The organism is Moraxella sp. CTOTU47915, from assembly GCF_031986685.1.
In the GTDB taxonomy this organism is placed as follows: Bacteria; Pseudomonadota; Gammaproteobacteria; order Pseudomonadales; family Moraxellaceae; genus Faucicola; species Faucicola tetraodonis.
This window is the reverse complement of record NZ_DAMAAE010000004.1, coordinates 34934-53635: the sequence shown is the minus strand read 5'-3', so window position 1 is coordinate 53635 and position 18702 is coordinate 34934. Positions and strand designations below refer to the sequence as shown.

Here is an 18702-nt window from a genome sequence, read left to right as displayed (position 1 = left end):
ATAAATAATTATTGGCTCATCATAAGCGTGTTATAGCGAAAAAGAAGATTTAGAAAATGATGGAAAATCAATTACCTAATGGCGAGCGCCTGATTGAAGAACCTACCTATCCTGAAGATTGGGAATGTTGCAACAACGGCTGCGAAGAACTGTGCGTTTATGAAATTTACCGCGTCCAAAAACAAGCCTATGACGAACAGCAACAGCGACTTAAAAGCGTGCCTAAAACTACTTAGCGACCTCGACAAACCTGCTCGGTAGCTGGATTATTCTTCAATAAAAGTAATTTTTTGTAAATTCATATTCCTGTCACATGAATTTCATGCTACTGTCATCAAACTCACGTTAAATATCATGACGTTATGAAGTTGCATTGATAACGTAAAATAGTAAGTAAACAACTAAAAAATGGCAAAAGCCTTAAAATGAATAAAAAATCCATAATCATTGGATAAAGAAGGATAGGAGTAAAAAATGTTAGATATGTTAAATGAAGCGTTTGAATATGAAACCGATATCATCTATCTTGACGAAGGCGATGACGCGGTAGAAATGTAAACTGCAAGTTAAGCGTAAAACGTAAAAATTCGCAACCGATAACCTCTTAATATACCGATTAAGAGGTTTGTTTTTTTTGGGCAATATAAATGAATGATTACTGACTAGTAACTAGTAACTAGTGATTAGGGACTGGTACTGGCAGGCATCGCCACCTCATGGTGCTTATCCATATCCTGCATATTGTGCATGTCGTGATTCATGTTATGATTATGGTTCATATCATCACTCATATTATGGTTCATAGGCATGGTAGTCGAAGCTGGCATAGAAGCAGGATTAGACGCAGAATGATTCATCGTCGACATATCGTGGTGCATACTCGTCTCATTCATGGCATGACTGTGTGAACCTTGATTATGTGAACCATGGTTATGGTGCATCATCATCGGGATAAAAATCACCGCAAGCCCAGACAACATCATAATCACCCCATTAATTTGGCGAAGACGAAAATTTTTAATACTCGACTGTAGCATCCCCACAGTTTTTTGCGTGGCAATCAACATCGGCATGGTACCTAGCCCAAATACAAACATTAGAGCCGCCCCTGTAGCGACGTTGTTGCCAGCAATCGCCATCATGAGCGCACCATACACCAATCCACACGGCAAAAATCCCCAAAGCAAGCCAGCAAACAAAGCTTTACCAAAGCTATCAATCGGAAACACTTTTTTGCGTATCGGGGCAAGCGATTGCCAAAAGCGCATCCCGAACTTTTCTAACTGATTAAACAGCGGTAACCCAAGCATCGCAAGCCCAATCAACACCAATACCGCACCCAGTACAATTCTTGGCGCACTGTTGCTCATAATGGATTGAAAGATTGCCACCCCAACAAAACCGGCAATCAATCCAAGCAAGGAATAACTGATGAGGCGTCCCAAATGATACGTCAAAATCAAGCCATTTTTTTTGCTGTCCGATACATGCTGCATAGACAGCCCAAAAGCCGTCACAATGCCACCGCACATCCCTAGACAGTGCGGTGAGCCGAACAATCCCATGCTAAAGGCTGCCAAAAATAATGCCCAGGTCATAAAATGCTCCAAAAAAGTCTAAAAATTTTTGCAAAACGTAGATAAATCAATAGAAAGAAATCAGCAGGAAGAAAGATAACACCAACGCGTTATTTTTGCTCGTCAGTAGGGTCTTGTATTTTTGGGGGATGAGAAGATGAAGGCTTGGCGGGATTTTGACCCAATTGTTCACGGCGAAATTGTCTGTCATCTAAAATGACCCGCTGAGATTCATTGTCCAAATCGTCAAATTGGCGTGATTTGATGGCGTAATAAATGGCAAAAATACCCAATACAAATAGCACTAGACTAATAGGAATCAAAAAATACATGCTTTGCATCGGGCATCCCCATTACTTGGCGTAAACAAACGAATTAAGTTAAAAAAACCATTATACGCTTATTTTGACATAAATAAATGCGGCAAAATGTCGCAGCGTTGCTGTAGCAATTAAATAGCAGCAATCAAATAAATAGCCATTGGTATGCTTACAAAACAAACACATGGGTTGCAAATCAAAGCAACTCAGTGATTTGAGTGCGAACAATGAATGCTATAATCATAGCAGGTTAAACATTGAGGTTTAACTTGGTTTTAAAACTCAAAATTCTACAAGGAAATTATGATGTTGATGCCTAAAATCTTTAAGCTTTCAAAGAAACAGTTGCTTGCCTTAGGCGCGGCTGTCATGGTTGGCGCATTATTGATGCCAACAGCAAACGCGGCGACAGTAGTTATTGATGTGCGTACCCCAGAGGAGTATTCTGTAAATCATCCCGCAGGTGCCATTAATATTCCACACAGTGAATTACTTGCCAAAATAACGGCGCAAGGCATTGCCAAATCAGATACCATTAAAGTGTATAGCCGTGGTGGCGGTCGTGCCCAACAAGCCAAATCTGCTTTGCAATCAGCTGGCTACACCAATGTCGAAATTCAAAAATAAGTTATTTATTGGTCGGTTGGCAGTCGTATTGGGGTTTGACAAGATCGCGAGCGAATGCCAACAATTCATACAAGGCGCGTCTTGAGTGCTGCAAATTCTGATCAAAATGCTGCCAATCATTTGCCTTTGGTAATGGGGCGATACTTGGGACAGTAGCCATACCATTAATGGCAAACTGCCGTCTTGAGCGGTTCATGTGATACGCATCGGTCACCAAAATTACCTGTTTGACATTGACCATTTCTGCGGTATATTTTGCATTTTGACAGGTGTTAAAGCTGTTTTTTTCTGCCACGACCCACATAATGCCTTTTTTTTGCAGCCACTTTGCCATCCATGGCGCCTCCTTACCACTGACGATGATGGGTAAGTCAGTCTGCTGATACACTTGGCTGGCTTTAATCAATCGACTTTCGGTAAATTGGTTAATCACAATCTCATTTTGCTGGTTATTGGTTAATCCGCCACCTAATACCACAATCGCCGTTGCAGGATTGACACTCACCGCCGATTCTGGCAGGCGATAACAATCTAAGATAAACAATACAATGGTAGAAAACAGCGGTGTAAAAAAACTGAGTGTAATTAGACACCCCACCAATACCACAACGGTCAAAATCTGTTTGATGATTGAAAAAAATCGCTCAAGGTAGTTAATGAGCTTGGCGAATGCTACCATCAGATTCAATCCAAACCGGTTCAGCTTCCAATTTTATCCCAAATTTCTTAAGTACAGTTTCCTGTATAAATCGCATACTTTTGGCAACATCACGTTGCGTCGCAACTTTTGGCGCATGGTTAGTCAATACGAGGGCTTGTTTTACATGCGTTAAAATCGGTGCAATGCCTTTACCTTTAAGCCCTGATTGGTCAATAAGCCAGCCAGCCGCAACTTTACAGTAATCGGTCAAATTGCCTTGGGCATCTTTGACAGGATAATGCACCAGATTGGGATAGCTCTGCAGTAACTGGTCAACTTGAGATTTGGCGACGATGGGATTTTTAAAAAAGCTGCCACAATTGGGCAAATCGTTGGTATCGGGGAGTTTACTTTGACGAATGTCGATGATGGCATTCATGGTATCCACGGGTGTGACTTCATCGCGACCCGCTAGGCTTGCATAGTGCTGTGCAACTTTTGCCACATCCCCATACTGGGTATTGGGTTTGGCAGTTTTACTGAGGGTAAAAATGACGCTGGTAATGAGCCACTGTCCCGCTTGCTGTTTAAACAGGCTATCACGGTAGCTAAACTCGCAATCAGCGTTGCTTAGATGATGCCACGTTAAGCTCGGTATATGAAACGCTTTTACACTATCTATCACATCTTCAGCTTGTACCCCATACGCACCGATGTTTTGTACGGGACTACCACCGACCCAGCTTGGGATTAACGCCAAATTTTCCAGCCCATACCAACCTTGATGGACCGTGTCTACGACGAGCGTATGCCAATCCTCGCCAGCCATCACTTCAAGGGTTATTGTTTGGGTGTCTTCAAAAAGAACGGTTTTACCTTTAAGACTGGGTGACACGACAACCGCGTCCAACACTTCGGGCAAAATGATATTACTGCCATTAGATAGCACAATAAACGCTTGTTGATTGGCTGCCAGTTGCTTAAAAGTGGGCTCAATATCAGACAGATGAGTTAAACGGATAAATTGTTTGGCTTGACAGGCTAATGCCATGGTATTGTATGCGCTAATATCCACATAGCTAGCATTAGCCTGCACAGGGTTAGGTTCAAAAAAATTGGTCATAAAGATATCGTTAATAATCGGCAGAGTTGCTCATCGCCAGTGCAATGACAAAGTGCTTATTATAACGAAATATCACAGGGAAAATTGCGATTTTTATGACCCCATGACAGCCAATTAAAAACCTTCTTCATCACTGCCAAAATGGTTAATATCCCTAAAACGGCTTAACTGACGACGCTGTTTTTTATTTGGGCGATGATCGGGGCGGGCAAGGTTAGCAAGTTTTTTCTGTTCGGTGAAAAATTCTCGTTGACTGATACTGGCATCGGTCTCTTGATAAAGCACACTGGCGGCAGTGGCATTGCCACGCACTTCAGACAGCGCCAGCACCTTGACCGTCTTTTGGGTGTAATGATTGGCTGACCCTTGACGAATCGTCAATTCATCACCTACCGCTATCTCTTTACTAACCTTGACGCGATTGCCAAAATGGTGGACCCGTCCCGATTCAATCGCTTCCTTGGCTAGGGTGCGAGTTTTATAAAATCTTGCTGCCCATAGCCATTTATCTAAACGCACTTTAATTTTATCAGTTGTACTCAATGACATTTCCTATAACTTAACTGCATGAATAACTTTAGATTAAATGGTTGTTTTTTCGAATCTTTCAATACGTCACATCGATATTTCTAACAAGCAACTGGCGTGTCAAAACAAGGCTAATAGTCTATTCATCATGACAGTTATAAAACGCTGCTTAAATACTGAAAAGTCAGACTTATTAGCAAGACTCAGGGATTTTTAGGCTAATTGATATGGTGAGTGAGCCAAGCCAAAATATCGTCATACACTTGTTGGTGATTAGGCTCTAGCAAGATTTCGTGGCGCATCGTTGCATATTGCTGCATGCTCACCGAGATAAAATTATTTTGTTGCAAACGTTTGACAATACGCGGAATGCCTTTCCCCATCTGCCCAACAGGGTCATCTTTTCCGCTGACAAATAGCAGCGGTAACTGCCTGGGTACTTGTTGATACCAATGCTTATTGGTGCCTGTTTGCATCAACGACATGAGGGCAAAATAGCCATTGTTGGTAAACTGAAAGCCGCAAAGCTTGTCATCAAGGTAGGCTTTTACTTGCTTGGGATCTGAATTGAGCCAATTAAACCCTTGTAAATCGGGTTCTTTTCTAAAGGGTAGGTTATTAAATTGGTTTAAAATTTTATCCAATACCGGATTGGTGCGCCGCGTGGTAAAGTGATTAAGATTTTTGGTCACAGGCACAAACAAATTTGCCAATGGATTAAAATCTGAAGTACCCATAATCATTGCGCCCGCAAATCGCTCACCATAGCGCTGCAGAATACAGCGAACGATAAATGACCCCATACTGTGACCCAAGATAAAATGGGGGATATCAGGGTATTTTTCAGCGATTAACTGCGCATGGTCCATCACATTGTCAATCATCAACTCAGCAGGATTGGGGTTACCCATATAGCCTAAGCAACCATTGTCATAGGCTTGCTGTCCATGACCCAAATGGTCAAACGTTAACACCGCAATATCATGGTTTGCCAAAAATTGCGCAAAGGGTTGGTAGCGCCCTTGGTGTTCTGCCATGCCATGCACGATTAGTAAAGTAGCAACGGGCGTCACCTTAGGCAGATAGAATGTGTAGTTGTTATTCATCGCAAATTTCCTGTGAGTTATTTTATAATTAGGGTAGCATAAAAAAGCCGTCATAAGACGGCTTTAAATCAACGCACAAATTCACAAATCAACAGCCTGATTTTTTCATATCCGCTTCTGATAACGGATTGGCACCACGGGTAGGGCGCGGGCAAGGCTCACCATAATATTGTCGATCGGCAAAATAGCTTGAGCGCACCATCGGACCTGCCCAAATATTTGCAAAGCCCAATTTTTTACCGTGTGCCGTATAACGATCGAATTCATCAGGATGCACAAATCTATCAACTGGGGCGTGCGATTTGCTTGGCTGCAAATATTGACCGATGGTAATTAAATCGACATCATGCGCCTTTAAATCATCGAGTAAGGCATAAACTTCTTCTTCGGTCTCGCCAAGACCCACCATAAAACCACATTTGGTAACGATATCCGGGCGACGCGCTTTATAATCTTTTAACAGCTGTAATGAATGCTGATAATCCGACCCTGGGCGAAACGCTTTATACAAACGTGGCACGGTTTCGATATTGTGGTTAAACACGTCAGGCGCTGTGTCACTTAAGATATCAAGTGCAACTTGCTCACGACCGCGAAAATCAGGGACTAAAATCTCAATCAAGCAATTAGGGCTTAACTGACGAGATTCTTTAATGACATTGGCAAAATGTTCCGCGCCGCCGTCACGCAAATCATCTCGGTCAACCGAGGTAATCACCGCATATTTTAACCCTAAACCAGCAATGGTCTCAGCCGTGTGAATCGGCTCAAGCTCATCAAGTGCATTGGGGCGACCATGCGCCACATCGCAAAATGGGCAGCGACGGGTACAAATATCTCCCATAATCATAAAGGTCGCGGTGCCATCACCAAAACATTGGGGAAGGTTAGGGCAAGCCGCTTCTTCACATACCGTATACAGCTTTTGTTCACGCAAGGTTGACTTAATGCGCGCCACTTCACTGGGCGATGACAGTTTGACGCGAATCCAGTCAGGTTTTTTTGGGGTTTCTACCGTTGGAATGATTTTAATCGGAATACGGGCAACTTTATCATGGCCACGTAGTTTTTCACCCACTTCAGGACGTTTTGGCTTGTCGCAATTTGATTTGTCACGAGCGATGGGTCTATCGGTGCGCGGCGTTGAAGGGGCAAAAGTTTGTACAGTGTCGGTCATTGCTATGATTAATCCTTGAATTCATTTAGCAGATTTTAGGGGGTTATTATAACAGAAATCTAGGCTGACGAATTTAAACTATTTTGGGATAAGCTTTGTTGTTTAAATTACACAGCCAAAGTTATTTTGCATCAGAGTAAAAAAAGCCATAATCGGCTCAAACGCATTTATTAAAAATTATTGGGCTATTTTTTTAAAAAATAATGGCTATGTTAACAAAAACGTATTTTCTCATTAACATTTCATCACATTTCAAGTATATTAGAAGGGTTAAATTTTTTAGCCAAAGCCATGCTGGCTAGTAGCCATTTCAAAATTCAACTGTGTTGTGAAGAGGGCTTGCAGACGCATGGTTAACACAATAATCTTACATGACTATGAGGACGATTCATGCTAGAGAACTATCGTAAACACGTCGAAAATCGTGCGGCACAGGGTATTGTGCCACAGCCACTTAACGAACAGCAAACGGCTGATTTGGTTGAACTATTAAAAAATCCACCGGCGGGTGAAGAAGCGACACTTGTAGACTTATTAGAAAACCGTATTCCACCTGGGGTTGACCAAGCAGCTTATGTTAAAGCGGCATTTCTAGCGGCCATCGTTAAAGGTGAAACCACTTCTCCCCTGATTTCAAAACTAAAAGCGATTGAGTTACTGGGTCATATGCAAGGTGGCTACAACGTTGAACCATTAATTCAAGCATTAGACGACAAAGAATTGGCGAAAGCTGCTGGCGACGCGCTGAAAAAAACCTTACTGGTATTTGATGCCTTTAATGATGTCACTGAAAAAGCGGAAGCGGGTAATGAAGTGGCCAAAGAGGTATTACAATCTTGGGCAAACGCCGAATGGTTCACCAGCCGTCCAGAAGTGCCAAAAAAAGCCACTTACAAAACCTTCAAAGTCACCGGTGAAACCAACACTGATGATTTGTCACCTGCACAAGATGCATGGTCACGCCCAGACATCCCACTTCACGCATTAGCCATGTTAAAAAATGCGCGTGAAGGTATTGTGCCAGACCAAGACGGCGTGATTGGTCCGATGAAACAAATCGAAGAGATGAAAAAAGACGGTATTCCATTGGCATATGTGGGTGACGTGGTTGGTACCGGTTCAAGCCGTAAATCAGCGACCAACTCGGTATTGTGGTTAATGGGTGATGATATCCAAGGCGTGCCAAACAAACGTGCCGGCGGTCTGGTATTGGGTGGTAAAATCGCACCGATTTTCTTCAACACCATGGAAGATGCGGGCTCATTACCTATCGAAGTGGATGTTAGCAAACTTAACATGGGTGATGTATTTGATATCTACCCACATGACGGCAAAATCACCAAACATGATTCTGACGAAGTGATTGCAACTTTTGAATTAAAATCACCAACGCTGCTTGATGAAGTGCGTGCCGGCGGTCGTATTCCATTGATCGTAGGTCGCGGCTTAACCAACAAAGCCCGTGAATATCTAGGTTTAGGCGCGTCTGACATTTTTGCAAAACCAGAACAACCTGTCGACACTGGTAAAGGCTATACTTTAGCGCAAAAAATGGTCGGTAAAGCTTGTGGCGTAGAAGGTATTCGTCCTGGTGCCTACTGTGAACCAAAAATGACCACCGTGGGTTCGCAAGATACCACAGGTCCTATGACCCGTGACGAATTAAAAGACTTGGCTTGTTTAGGCTTCTCTGCAGATTTGGTCATGCAATCATTCTGTCATACGGCAGCTTATCCAAAACCAATCGACGTAGAAACTCAGCACACACTTCCTGACTTTATCATGAACCGTGGCGGTGTATCATTACGTCCAGGTGATGGTATTATTCACTCATGGTTAAACCGTATGCTATTGCCTGATACCGTTGGTACGGGTGGTGACTCACATACGCGCTTCCCAATGGGTATTTCGTTCCCAGCAGGTTCAGGTCTAGTGGCGTTTGCTGCAGCAACCGGTGTGATGCCATTAGATATGCCAGAATCAGTTCGTGTGCGTTTTGTCGGTGAAATGCAGCCTGGTATCACCTTGCGTGACTTGGTACACGCGATTCCTTACCAAGCCATCAAAGAAGGTTTATTGACCGTTGAGAAAGCCGGTAAGAAAAACGTATTTAACGGCCGTATCTTAGAAATCGAAGGTTTAGAAGACTTAACCGTTGAACAAGCATTCGAATTATCAGATGCCTCTGCCGAACGTTCAGCCGCAGGTTGTACTATCACCCTGTCTGAAGAATCAGTAAAAGAATACCTAACGTCAAACATCACCCTACTCAAATGGATGATTTCTGAAGGTTATGGCGATGCCCGTACCATTGCACGCCGTATCAAAGGTATGGAAAGCTGGCTTGCCAACCCAACATTATTACGTGCTGATGCAGATGCAGAATATGCTGCTGACATCACTATCGATATGAGCGCCATCAAAGAACCGATTCTTTGCTGTCCAAACGACCCAGATGATGCCAAAACCTTGGCAGACGTTGCCGGCGACAAGATTGATGAAGTATTCATCGGTTCATGTATGACCAACATCGGTCACTTCCGTGCAGCGGGCGCGTTGTTAAAAGAAGTACCTGCGGGTAGCTTAAGCACGCGTCTATGGATTGCACCACCCACTAAAATGGATGCACGCCAATTGATGGATGAAGGTCTATACAATGTCTATGCACAAGCGGGCGCACGTACTGAAATGCCGGGTTGTTCACTGTGTATGGGTAACCAAGCGCGTATCGCACCAAAATCAACCGCCGTATCAACTTCGACACGTAACTTCCCGAACCGTTTAGGTCAAGGTGCCAACGTGTACTTGGCTTCTGCAGAGTTGGCGTCGGTGGCTGCGGTACTTGGTAGACTTCCTACCAATGAAGAATACCAACAATATGCTGGTAAGCTCAACAGCATGTCAGCTGATATCTACAAATACTTAAACTTCGACCGTATGAGCGAATATACTGAAGAAGCAAATAAAATTAACGTAGCACAGCTTACCTAACCATCGTTAGATTAAAGTTAGGCTCATCTAATTTTACTTAAATAGGATAACAATAAAGTAAGACCCTGCAATATAGCAGGGTTTTGCTGTTGTTAGCATTTACATAAAATTTTTTGAACGTTTAGCTAAAAAATATCTTGGCAAAATTTGGCTTATAGTGGTTTAGAGTAATGGCATCTGTGGCGAGGCTTCAGCTTGCAACAAATTTGAATAAGTCACCCCAACCAAACGTACAGGTAAAAGTTTTGGGGTATGTTCATATAGCCATTGAATCCAATAATGGGCATCGGATTCTTTCTCGAAGTGGGAGGAAATACTATGAGAACGGGTAATCACACTAAAATCGCTGTATTTAATTTTAATGGTGATGGTGCGGGCTTTACGCTGCTTTTTTTGTAAATCTTTAAACGCTTGGCTATTTTCGCGATACAGGGCAGCCACAATGACTTTATCATCCATGGTATTGTGCACAAACGTTGTCTCAGAACCGACAGATTTATGGTTGCGCTCAGCTTTAACCTCTCGATTATCAATACCGTGGGCAATCTGGTGAAAGAAATCACCCCGTTTGCCAAAGTGTTGTTTTAATACGTCCGCTGGGGTATTGCGTAAATCCAATCCTGTAAATATACCCATGTCATGCAACATTTTGACGGTGGCTTTGCCAATCCCGTGAAATTTTTTTACCGGTAAATTGGCGATAAAGTCCAATCCTTGCTCGGGTGTAATCACCGCGATACCGTTGGGTTTATTTAAATCTGACGCGATTTTGGCAAGCATTTTGTTATAAGACACGCCTGCTGAAGCGGTCAATTGCGTTTGTCGCAAAATCTGTTGGCGAATGCGATTGGCGATTAGCGTCGCAGAATTTTTTTCATACGGGCTATCGGTCACATCCAGATACGCCTCATCGAGTGATAAAGGTTCGACCAGTAGCGTATATTGGTGCATGATGGCACGAATTTGCTCACTAACTTCACGATACACCTCAAAGCGTGGTTTGACAAAAATTGCTTGGGGGCACAGTTGGCGGGCTCGATAGCATGACATGGCAGAATGCACACCAAACTTGCGTATCTCATAACTTGCTGCTGCGACGACACCGCGCCCATTGGGATCACCGCCAACCACCAATGGTTTACCTTGTAACTCAGGATTATCCCGTTGCTCAACACTGGCAAAGAACGCATCCATATCGATATGAATAATTTTACGCATGGTTGTTAGTTTACCATCCTAACTGTATGGGGGAAGTATTTAATTAACTGTCTAAACGCTTAATACGCTAGCTAATTTAAACAATAAATTCAAAACGTACTGATTGATAAATTCAATTGATAAGTCGTCGTTAATCTGCTACATTATCGCTATCAAGGGGAGTAACTTCTCACTTCAGCAGTTTGTGATTTATCGTCATTACGTAAGTAGCCGCTTACCGGTAAATCAGCTATTTTTTAGCCATATATTGAGCTAATTATCAAATAGTAAGCCAGACCTTGACTTAACACAACCACATATTTGGTCGGTGTGAGTCAAGGTTTTTTTGTGCTTAGCATTTCCCAAAATCCTTTGACTTATTGCCAGCCATAGTTTGTAAATGCATACTAAGGAGCGATAATGTTACTTGCAGCAGTGAATCAAATGACAGAACCCATGAGCATTGGCAGTCCCATGCTGTATGCTGTGTTCTTTGCTATCGTAGCAATACTATTATTGGTTGATTTTTTTACCTTTAAAACCCCAAAAAATGGTGAAGCGGTTTCGATGAAACAAGCGGGTATTTGGAGTGCCATTTGGGTGGGCGTGTCTGTGCTGTTTGCAGGCGGTCTATGGTGGTATCTATCACAAAATTTTGGCGGTGCTATCGCCACTCAAAAAGTAGGCGAGTTTTTTACAGGATATTTACTGGAAAAATCCCTCGCCATTGATAACGTCTTTGTATGGTTGATGATCTTTGCGGCGTTTGCGGTGTCGCCTGCGATGCAACGGAAGATTTTACTGTACGGGGTGATTGGTGCGATTGTCATGCGTACGGTGATGATTTTTGCAGGGGCTTGGCTTGTCACGGAGTTTAGCTGGATTTTATATATTTTTGGCGCATTTTTGCTGTACACGGGTGTAAAAATGTGGCAAAACCACGATGAGCAAGAAGATCCGAAGCAGTCAGGCTTATATAAGTTTTTACAAAAACATCTGAAAATCAGCGATGACAGCCATGATGCATCAGGTCAAGAGCGGTTTGTGTTGGTGAAAAATGGCGTTAAGTATTTTACCCCATTAGCGGTGGTGCTTATCTTGGTTGAATTGTCCGATGTGATTTTTGCGGTGGATTCGATTCCTGCAATTTTTGCGGTCACTACCGACCCGTTTATTGTTTTGACGGCAAACTTGCTGGCTATTTTGGGTCTACGGGCGATGTTCTTCTTGTTATCGGGTTTGGCGGATAAATTCCATTTATTGCCTTATGCGCTTAGTGTCATCTTGGTGTTTATTGGTGCTAAAATGCTACTGCTTGATGTGTTCCATGTGCCGATGGCTATCTCGTTAGGCTTTATTGCCGCCGTACTAACAGTGACAGCGATTTTATCGGTAAAGTTTCCAAATTTGGGTAAAGTTGAAGCATAAAAAATATTTTTGAATATAAAAAAGGGCTAACAATTTAGCCCTTTTTTGTGGATTAAAAACTGACTATTTGGCATAAAATGCTTCTAAAGTAGGCACAAATTGTTTTTTTCGGCTGACCAAGTTACCTAAATCAAGCAGTTTATCATTGAGTCTGGTATCAAATGCTTGCTCAATGATTTCATTTTGTGCATCGTTGCTACCAACCGCCCAAGATTGCTGTTTTAAAATATCAACAATAATAACTAGCATATAATCCAAGCCATCTCTTTGGCGGATTAGTTCACTGGCTTGTTGGATGCCCTCAATGCGCGACAACACCACATCAGGTTTAACAGTTTCGATACTAGCGATTGCCCATTTTTTATTTGAGAAAATAAACTGTTTATAATCGGTAGTGACTAACGCATCATCCGTTAAGTCGCTGATATTGCTTTTTGCATCGAATAATTGATTGGCAAAGCTGTTTATATCGTGAATCCCTGCAAGGTGGATGACTGCTTGTAACGCTTGCTTGTCACTGTCTGTAGTGGTAGGACCTGTCAGATTAAGCGTATCAGATATGATTGCACCTGCCATCAATGTTGCCATTTGCTGAGAAATCAGCAAATTTCTTTCCTTTAACATTTGATATAAAATGGTGCTGGTAGAGCCGACAGGCTCAAAACGAATATAGGCAGGTTCGGCAGTGGTTAAATCACCGAGTTTATGATGGTCGACAAGGTAACAAATATGGGCGTCTGCTAGATTGGCAATCGATTGCTGGCTTTCGTTATGATCGACTAAAGCAGCGGGTTGGTCAGGCTCAAGATGAGTGAGTAATTCTGGTAATCGGACTTTAGCAAGTTCAATTAAAAATTTGGTTTCTTGATTGATATTATCTAAGCGGTAACTTTTGGCATCTATACCTTGTTGATTGAGCCAATAGGTCATGACGATGGCGGATACGATAGCATCGGTATCTGGTTTTTTGTGCCCAAAAACAGCAATGGTTGTCATAAAATTACCCCAATATAAAACACAGCTATTATATCACCTTGTCAAAATCAAACGGTTGACTGGCAAGTTTGCGATGAAAAAGCCGATATTGACTAATCGGCTAACTTTACTATTAAGTGCACCATTAAGTGCAAAAAAACTACATGGCTGATTGGATAAGGTGAATGAGGCGCTCACCGATTTGGGCGGTTTCATCGGCATTCATGTTGAGCGGTGGCAATAACCGGATGGCATTACCGCCTGCCACATTGATGATTAGATGATGATTGTCACGCGCTTTATCGACCAAGGTATCAAATGCAATGCCGCTATCCTGTGGCATCACCACCCCTAGCATCATGCCTTTTCCGCGTACAGTAACCCCTTGGTTACCCAGCTCACTGGTGATTTGCTCTATTAATGCCGCGCTATTGCTCAGGGTAGTTGCCATCATATTTTCATCATCAATGACATCAATCACTTCGCTAACCACACGGCAAGCAAGCGGCGTACCACCATACGTTGAGCCGTGTGAGCCATAGCTAAAAATATCATTGGCTTTTGCGCTGGTCATGCACGCACCCACAGGAAAACCATTCCCCAATCCTTTTGCTGTGGTCAAAATATCAGGTTTGATGGATGAATATTGATAAGCGAAGTATCGCCCCGTACGACCATTGCCCGTTTGCACTTCATCTAAAATCATTAATAAGTCATGGTCATCGCAAACTTTGCGAACTTGGGTTAAAAAATCAAAGCCATTGGCAGCGGTATTGACGCCACTTTCACCTTGGATAGGCTCAAGCATCACAGCGCAAACATTGTCATTATCGGCAATCGCTTGGTTAATCGCTTCAATATCCCCAAAAGGCACACGAATAAAATCCTCATCTAAGGTAAAAAATCCAGCTCTAGCCATCGGATTTGCAGTGGCGGATACGGTCAATAGGGTGCGTCCATGAAACGATTTTTCCATCACAATCACTTTGGCTTGGGTTTGCCCACGATTTGATGCAAACAGTCGCGCCATTTTTAATGCCGCTTCGTTGGCCTCGGCACCGCTATTGGCAAAAAATACTTTATCCATGCCTGCGACTTGGCATAACTTTTCACCCGCGCGCTCTTGCCAATCAATACCAAAAAGATTGCTGGTATGCACAAGCGTTGCGGTTTGATCGGCAATCGCGGCAGTGATACGCGGATGACAATGCCCCAGGCCACAGACAGCAATCCCTGTTAACGCATCCAAATACGGCGTTGCGTCAGCGGTATAAAGGTAACTACCTTGACCTTTGACAAAGCTAATGGGCTGGCGTTTATAGGTGGGAAGTAAATAAGAGCTCATGGGGATTCCTTTAATCCTAGTTAGCGAATCATAGTTAGCGCAATTACTAACCAATCAAATCTACGTTATTTAAAAGCGTCTAATTCGTCACTAAACGGGGTGTCTTCTGCACCGACTTTATAGTCTTCATTCGCCCAAGCGCCTAAGTCAATGAGTTTACAGCGTGCACTGCAAAATGGCTTGGTGGGGTTATCTGCCCAAACGGTGGGTTTGCCGCAGCGCGGACAGGGGTAAGTTTTGACAGGTGCATTTGATGGGGTGGGCTCGGTTTTAGACATAAACAAAAGGTATTCTTAAAAATAGTGTATCGGATTATTTGCCATAGTATACTATAAATCCTTTTTTTTGGGCGAATCAAGCGACTGTTCATGCTAAGTCATCAATTTACCAGACCGTTTCAACCCGATCGTATCCGTCATCCCAGAGATTTTCAGCCACTTGCCGCAACATTTTGGCAGCAACCCGCCATTTTTGTTGAAATCGGTGCAGGTAAAGGCAAGCATGCCTTGAGTTTTGCCAGCGATAATGCCAATGCCCATCTCATTGCGATTGAACGTACCGCAGAAAAATATCAAGCCATGCAAAAAATGGCGAATCAAGCCAAGTTGTCTAATTTAACGACTATTCATGCTGATGCCATTGCTTGGGTCACCCATGCTGTGCCCGCGCAAAGCTTGTCAGGGGTGTTTATTCTTTACCCCAATCCAGAGCCGCATAACCCCAACCAACGCTGGCTTAACATGCCGTTTTTTGAGTGGTTGCTGTCTCGGTTAAAACCAGGTGGCGAGCTTATACTTGCCAGTAATATTGAAAGTTATATTGATGAAGCCGAGCTTAAAGCACAGACAGTTTGGCAAGTGCCGGTGGAGAAAACCCAAGTACCCAATCATAGTGAACGCACGCATTTTGAGGTGAAATACCTAGCGCGTGGCGAGGCCTGTTGGCAACTGAGCATAAAAAAACCGCATGGTTATACCACACGGTTTGATGATTTTAATTCACTTTAGTCAGGTTTTAATGCAAGGGGCGTGGTTTGGGTGTCATCGGCACGTACCACATAAGTTTTGGCGATTTTATCATGTAAGCTTAATCGCTTTTTGCTGGTGAGCATCATGACCAAATCAATAACTAACACAACCAAACCAAAAATCGATAAAGAGTAAGCCAATGTGGTAAATAACCCACGCATAATGATTAAGTTAAAAAATCTGGGAATGGCATTGGATTGGCGATCCAAAATACGTATGCCCATTATCATCTTACCGATAGTCTGACCACGGCGCATCAATAATAGGACTTGCGCAATCATTAAGCCCCATACCAAAATATTGGTCAACAACAATATATGCTCAGGTAACGCTGACATGAGTTCCATCTGCTGGGCAGACGTCAAGCGGGTTTGTCCTGCTTCTGCCCATTTGAGTAATTTATCAAAATTTGGGCTGTTATATAGGGAGATAAACAGGGGCGACGACGCCAATACCATAAGCAGGGTATCTACCAATTTTGCTGCGATACGACTACCGATGCTGGCAAGGTCTAACTGTTTTTTGGCATGGGCAATGTCTTGCTTCGAGCCAAGTTTCTTGCTCAATGTGACCTTGGTAGGGTTAGGGGATTTGTGCGGATTATTCGCTGAATACCGATCCCAAACATTCTCAGAGTCTTCTGAAGGCGATATAGGATTAGGCGTGTTGTTAATAATATAATCTGCTTCGTTAGATGGTAGCTGCTCACGTTGGTGGGTATTTCCTGGCAAGCTTTCATCCATCGTTGGACGGTAAAAAAATTGCCCATCCGTCATCGCATTGACTGTGTTCCAGTTATCCATCCCTTGATGCCACATCAAATCAGTGAGTAACACTTGCCCTGTCGCAAGCATTTGATTGAGTTGTTCAAGGGTATAGGGGCCGGCTTGCACATTGTTGCGAGCTAGAAAAATATGCATGTAATAACTCTACTTCTACTGGGTGGTAAAATTTGAATGACTGTATCTTATTATATGATGTTTTGCAACATCGTGCTAAAAATCGCTTATTATGCAAAACAGGTTATACAAGGCATGTTATTCAAAAAATTGCGATATCCTTATGGATTGAGGTCAACAGTATCTAAACCATTAGCTATGCTTGGCTGGTAATGATTGGCTGGTAACGATTGGTAGGTGGTAATTATCTATCATGGGGTTAACCAAAAGTGTGCTAGTGTGCTAATATTTTTGGTTCAGCCTACGATTATTTTTCTTATTCTTATACTTGTTCTTATATTGTCAGATTGTATTTATGTCAGCGACTCATCCCACCAACGCCATCATTTATTTTGATAAACCTTGGTATCACTATTTGACTTATTTTCCGAATTTTCCCAAGCTTGAGGCAAAACATACTCATTCAACACATAGTCATGCCCCTGCTATCAATATTGTTGAAAATTTGAATGCTTGTTTGGATAGATATGAGGATATAAACGCCAGCCGTATAGTCAATTTTGAAAAATTACCCATTCGCTTTGTGGAGCAAGCGTGTTTGCCTGAGAGTGAGGCTTATGAGAGTTTTATTGCCAACACAGGGAAAATTCCAACCCGTGACAATCACCATGATTTGCTGAACGGTTTAATTTGGCTGAATTTTCCGCAGGCTAAAGCGGTATTTAACGAACTTCATGCCAAAGATATTTTGCAACATGGTATTCATAACGCCAGAACAGCGCTGCGTAATGCGTTAACGGTATTTGATGAAAATGGCGGCATTGTGGTGAGTTCAGATAAACTATTGCTTGAACAGTTACAAGCCTTTAAATGGCAAGCGGCTTTAGTCACGCATAGAGCAAATTGGTTGGGTCAACATCGTACCATTGCCTTTTTTCCATTTGGTCATGCCCTGCTTGAAAAATTAGTTAACCCAAGAAAAAATATCACCAGTCATACCTTGCTGATTTTAGTAGATGAGGGTTGGTTTGAGCAATCTATAGCCAGTCAGAGAAACCAGCTTGATACCGCAATTGCTAGGATGTTTAGACAACTGGCAATGCCAGATTTGACGGAGAATGGAGTTAAGCTATCATCCAAAAGCTTTCAGCCGTTACCTGTGATGGGTATCCCTGGCTATAGTGATGACAATGTGATACCAATATTTTATCAAGATGAGGCTGTTTTCAGGCGTCCAAGAGCTTTTAGCGCGCCTATTTTTTCATTACATGACTCATTACACCAGTGACCAGAAAATTTATAACCGTGGCTAGAGTGGTTGGGGGTGATTACCCAGTCTATGAATCTTGCTTGATAAAAGCCGGTTAATCCGTTAGCATTAAAGCAATTTCTAGTTCATCCAGTCCATTTATTGATGAAACTCATAATTACTAATAAAAATATTGGAGCATCGGCATGACCACCAAAGTCGTCAAAATTGATAATAAAGTTCGTATGATTACAGGTAAATTAGCCCCTCATCTTGAAATTCAATGGGAACATTATACCTTAGTAGAATTGCAATCATTGCTTGAGACGGTGGTTCGTTTTGAAATTGAGCACAACTTTCGTCGTCACAAAGATTATAAAGATAGCAAAGGCGCTAATATCCAAGTGTTTAATGATGGCAACGAACTTAAAGTCACAAGTCTAAAAGATGAATTACTAATCATCCGCGATAGCCAAATCGATTCACAATAAC

General features: G+C 42.6%; 19 protein-coding genes. 7 read left to right on the top strand and 12 right to left on the bottom strand.

From position 1 onward, the window contains the following. Positions 1 to 56: 56 nt before the first annotated feature. A complete protein-coding gene (locus RTL34_RS04665) occupies positions 57 to 236 on the top strand; it encodes an oxidoreductase-like domain-containing protein (protein WP_312114964.1) in 180 nt (59 codons plus the stop codon). 447 nt (positions 237 to 683) lie between these two features. Here the strand turns inward: RTL34_RS04665 and RTL34_RS04660 are convergent, their stop codons facing one another. Both RTL34_RS04660 and ccoS read right to left on the bottom strand, forming a co-directional pair. Next, on the bottom strand, positions 684 to 1598 hold the full coding sequence (locus tag RTL34_RS04660) for a sulfite exporter TauE/SafE family protein (protein WP_096489037.1): 915 nt from the start codon (positions 1596 to 1598) through the stop codon (positions 684 to 686). A gap of 89 nt (positions 1599 to 1687) precedes the next feature. Next, positions 1688 to 1918 (bottom strand): cbb3-type cytochrome oxidase assembly protein CcoS, encoded by a 231-nt coding sequence (gene ccoS, locus RTL34_RS04655; protein ID WP_007117308.1) that lies wholly within the window; start codon positions 1916 to 1918, stop codon positions 1688 to 1690. A gap of 285 nt (positions 1919 to 2203) precedes the next feature. Here ccoS and RTL34_RS04650 point away from each other — a divergent pair, with 285 nt between their 5' ends. Further along, positions 2204 to 2524, top strand: a complete 321-nt coding sequence (locus RTL34_RS04650) for a rhodanese-like domain-containing protein (RefSeq protein WP_312114959.1) — start codon at positions 2204 to 2206, stop codon at positions 2522 to 2524. Position 2525: 1 nt separating this feature from the next. On the opposite strand, the gene RTL34_RS04645 is transcribed toward RTL34_RS04650, so the two are convergent. The 5 genes from RTL34_RS04645 to lipA all read right to left on the bottom strand — a co-directional run bounded on the left by RTL34_RS04645 (position 2526) and on the right by lipA (position 7098). Continuing rightward, entirely contained in the window at positions 2526 to 3203 is a 678-nt protein-coding gene (locus RTL34_RS04645) for a YdcF family protein (RefSeq protein ID WP_312114957.1), read from the bottom strand. After that, entirely contained in the window at positions 3178 to 4287 is a 1110-nt protein-coding gene (gene murB / locus RTL34_RS04640) for a UDP-N-acetylmuramate dehydrogenase (protein ID WP_312114955.1), read from the bottom strand. Before murB ends, RTL34_RS04645 begins: the two co-directional genes overlap by 26 nt. A 114-nt stretch (positions 4288 to 4401) precedes the next feature. After that, complete coding sequence (locus RTL34_RS04635; RefSeq protein ID WP_036598052.1) at positions 4402 to 4836, bottom strand: RNA-binding S4 domain-containing protein; 435 nt, start codon at positions 4834 to 4836, stop codon at positions 4402 to 4404. A 197-nt stretch (positions 4837 to 5033) separates the two neighbouring features. Further along, the gene (locus RTL34_RS04630; RefSeq protein WP_312114952.1) at positions 5034 to 5921 is read right to left on the bottom strand and encodes an alpha/beta fold hydrolase; all 888 of its coding nucleotides are present in this window, start codon (positions 5919 to 5921) and stop codon (positions 5034 to 5036) included. An 88-nt stretch (positions 5922 to 6009) separates the two neighbouring features. Then, positions 6010 to 7098, bottom strand: coding sequence for a lipoyl synthase (lipA, locus tag RTL34_RS04625; protein WP_312114950.1), 1089 nt, complete (start codon positions 7096 to 7098; stop codon positions 6010 to 6012). 390 nt (positions 7099 to 7488) lie between these two features. Here lipA and acnB point away from each other — a divergent pair, with 390 nt between their 5' ends. Beyond that, positions 7489 to 10089, top strand: coding sequence for a bifunctional aconitate hydratase 2/2-methylisocitrate dehydratase (gene acnB / locus RTL34_RS04620; protein ID WP_312114948.1), 2601 nt, complete (start codon positions 7489 to 7491; stop codon positions 10087 to 10089). A gap of 162 nt (positions 10090 to 10251) precedes the next feature. On the opposite strand, the gene dinB is transcribed toward acnB, so the two are convergent. Further along, positions 10252 to 11307, bottom strand: a complete 1056-nt coding sequence (gene dinB / locus RTL34_RS04615; protein WP_312114946.1) for a DNA polymerase IV — start codon at positions 11305 to 11307, stop codon at positions 10252 to 10254. 435 nt (positions 11308 to 11742) lie between these two features. Between dinB and RTL34_RS04610 the strand changes: the two genes are divergently transcribed. Beyond that, entirely contained in the window at positions 11743 to 12714 is a 972-nt protein-coding gene (locus RTL34_RS04610) for a TerC family protein (RefSeq protein ID WP_224054865.1), read from the top strand. Positions 12715 to 12777: 63 nt separating this feature from the next. Here RTL34_RS04610 and RTL34_RS04605 read toward each other — a convergent pair whose 3' ends face one another. From RTL34_RS04605 to RTL34_RS04595, 3 genes are all read right to left on the bottom strand, one after another. Beyond that, positions 12778 to 13710, bottom strand: coding sequence for a manganese-dependent inorganic pyrophosphatase (locus tag RTL34_RS04605; protein ID WP_312114944.1), 933 nt, complete (start codon positions 13708 to 13710; stop codon positions 12778 to 12780). A 139-nt stretch (positions 13711 to 13849) separates the two neighbouring features. Beyond that, positions 13850 to 15034 carry an aspartate aminotransferase family protein gene (locus RTL34_RS04600; RefSeq protein ID WP_312114941.1) on the bottom strand — a complete coding sequence of 395 codons (1185 nt, stop codon included), beginning with the start codon at positions 15032 to 15034 and terminating at the stop codon, positions 13850 to 13852. 65 nt (positions 15035 to 15099) lie between these two features. Continuing rightward, on the bottom strand, positions 15100 to 15312 hold the full coding sequence (locus tag RTL34_RS04595) for a DNA gyrase inhibitor YacG (RefSeq protein ID WP_040404327.1): 213 nt from the start codon (positions 15310 to 15312) through the stop codon (positions 15100 to 15102). 90 nt (positions 15313 to 15402) lie between these two features. Between RTL34_RS04595 and RTL34_RS04590 the strand changes: the two genes are divergently transcribed. Continuing rightward, the gene (locus RTL34_RS04590; RefSeq protein WP_312114935.1) at positions 15403 to 16041 is read left to right on the top strand and encodes a class I SAM-dependent methyltransferase; all 639 of its coding nucleotides are present in this window, start codon (positions 15403 to 15405) and stop codon (positions 16039 to 16041) included. Here the strand turns inward: RTL34_RS04590 and RTL34_RS04585 are convergent. After that, positions 16038 to 16982: an RDD family protein gene (locus tag RTL34_RS04585; RefSeq protein ID WP_312114933.1), complete on the bottom strand. Its 945-nt coding sequence runs from the start codon at positions 16980 to 16982 to the stop codon at positions 16038 to 16040. The two genes, RTL34_RS04590 and RTL34_RS04585, sit on opposite strands and share 4 nt — an antisense overlap. Positions 16983 to 17316: 334 nt before the next feature. Between RTL34_RS04585 and RTL34_RS04580 the strand changes: the two genes are divergently transcribed. After that, positions 17317 to 18249 carry a DUF3025 domain-containing protein gene (locus RTL34_RS04580; protein ID WP_312114931.1) on the top strand — a complete coding sequence of 311 codons (933 nt, stop codon included), beginning with the start codon at positions 17317 to 17319 and terminating at the stop codon, positions 18247 to 18249. 167 nt (positions 18250 to 18416) lie between these two features. Beyond that, complete coding sequence (locus RTL34_RS04575) at positions 18417 to 18701, top strand: hypothetical protein (protein ID WP_159676396.1); 285 nt, start codon at positions 18417 to 18419, stop codon at positions 18699 to 18701. Position 18702: the final 1 nt, after the last annotated feature.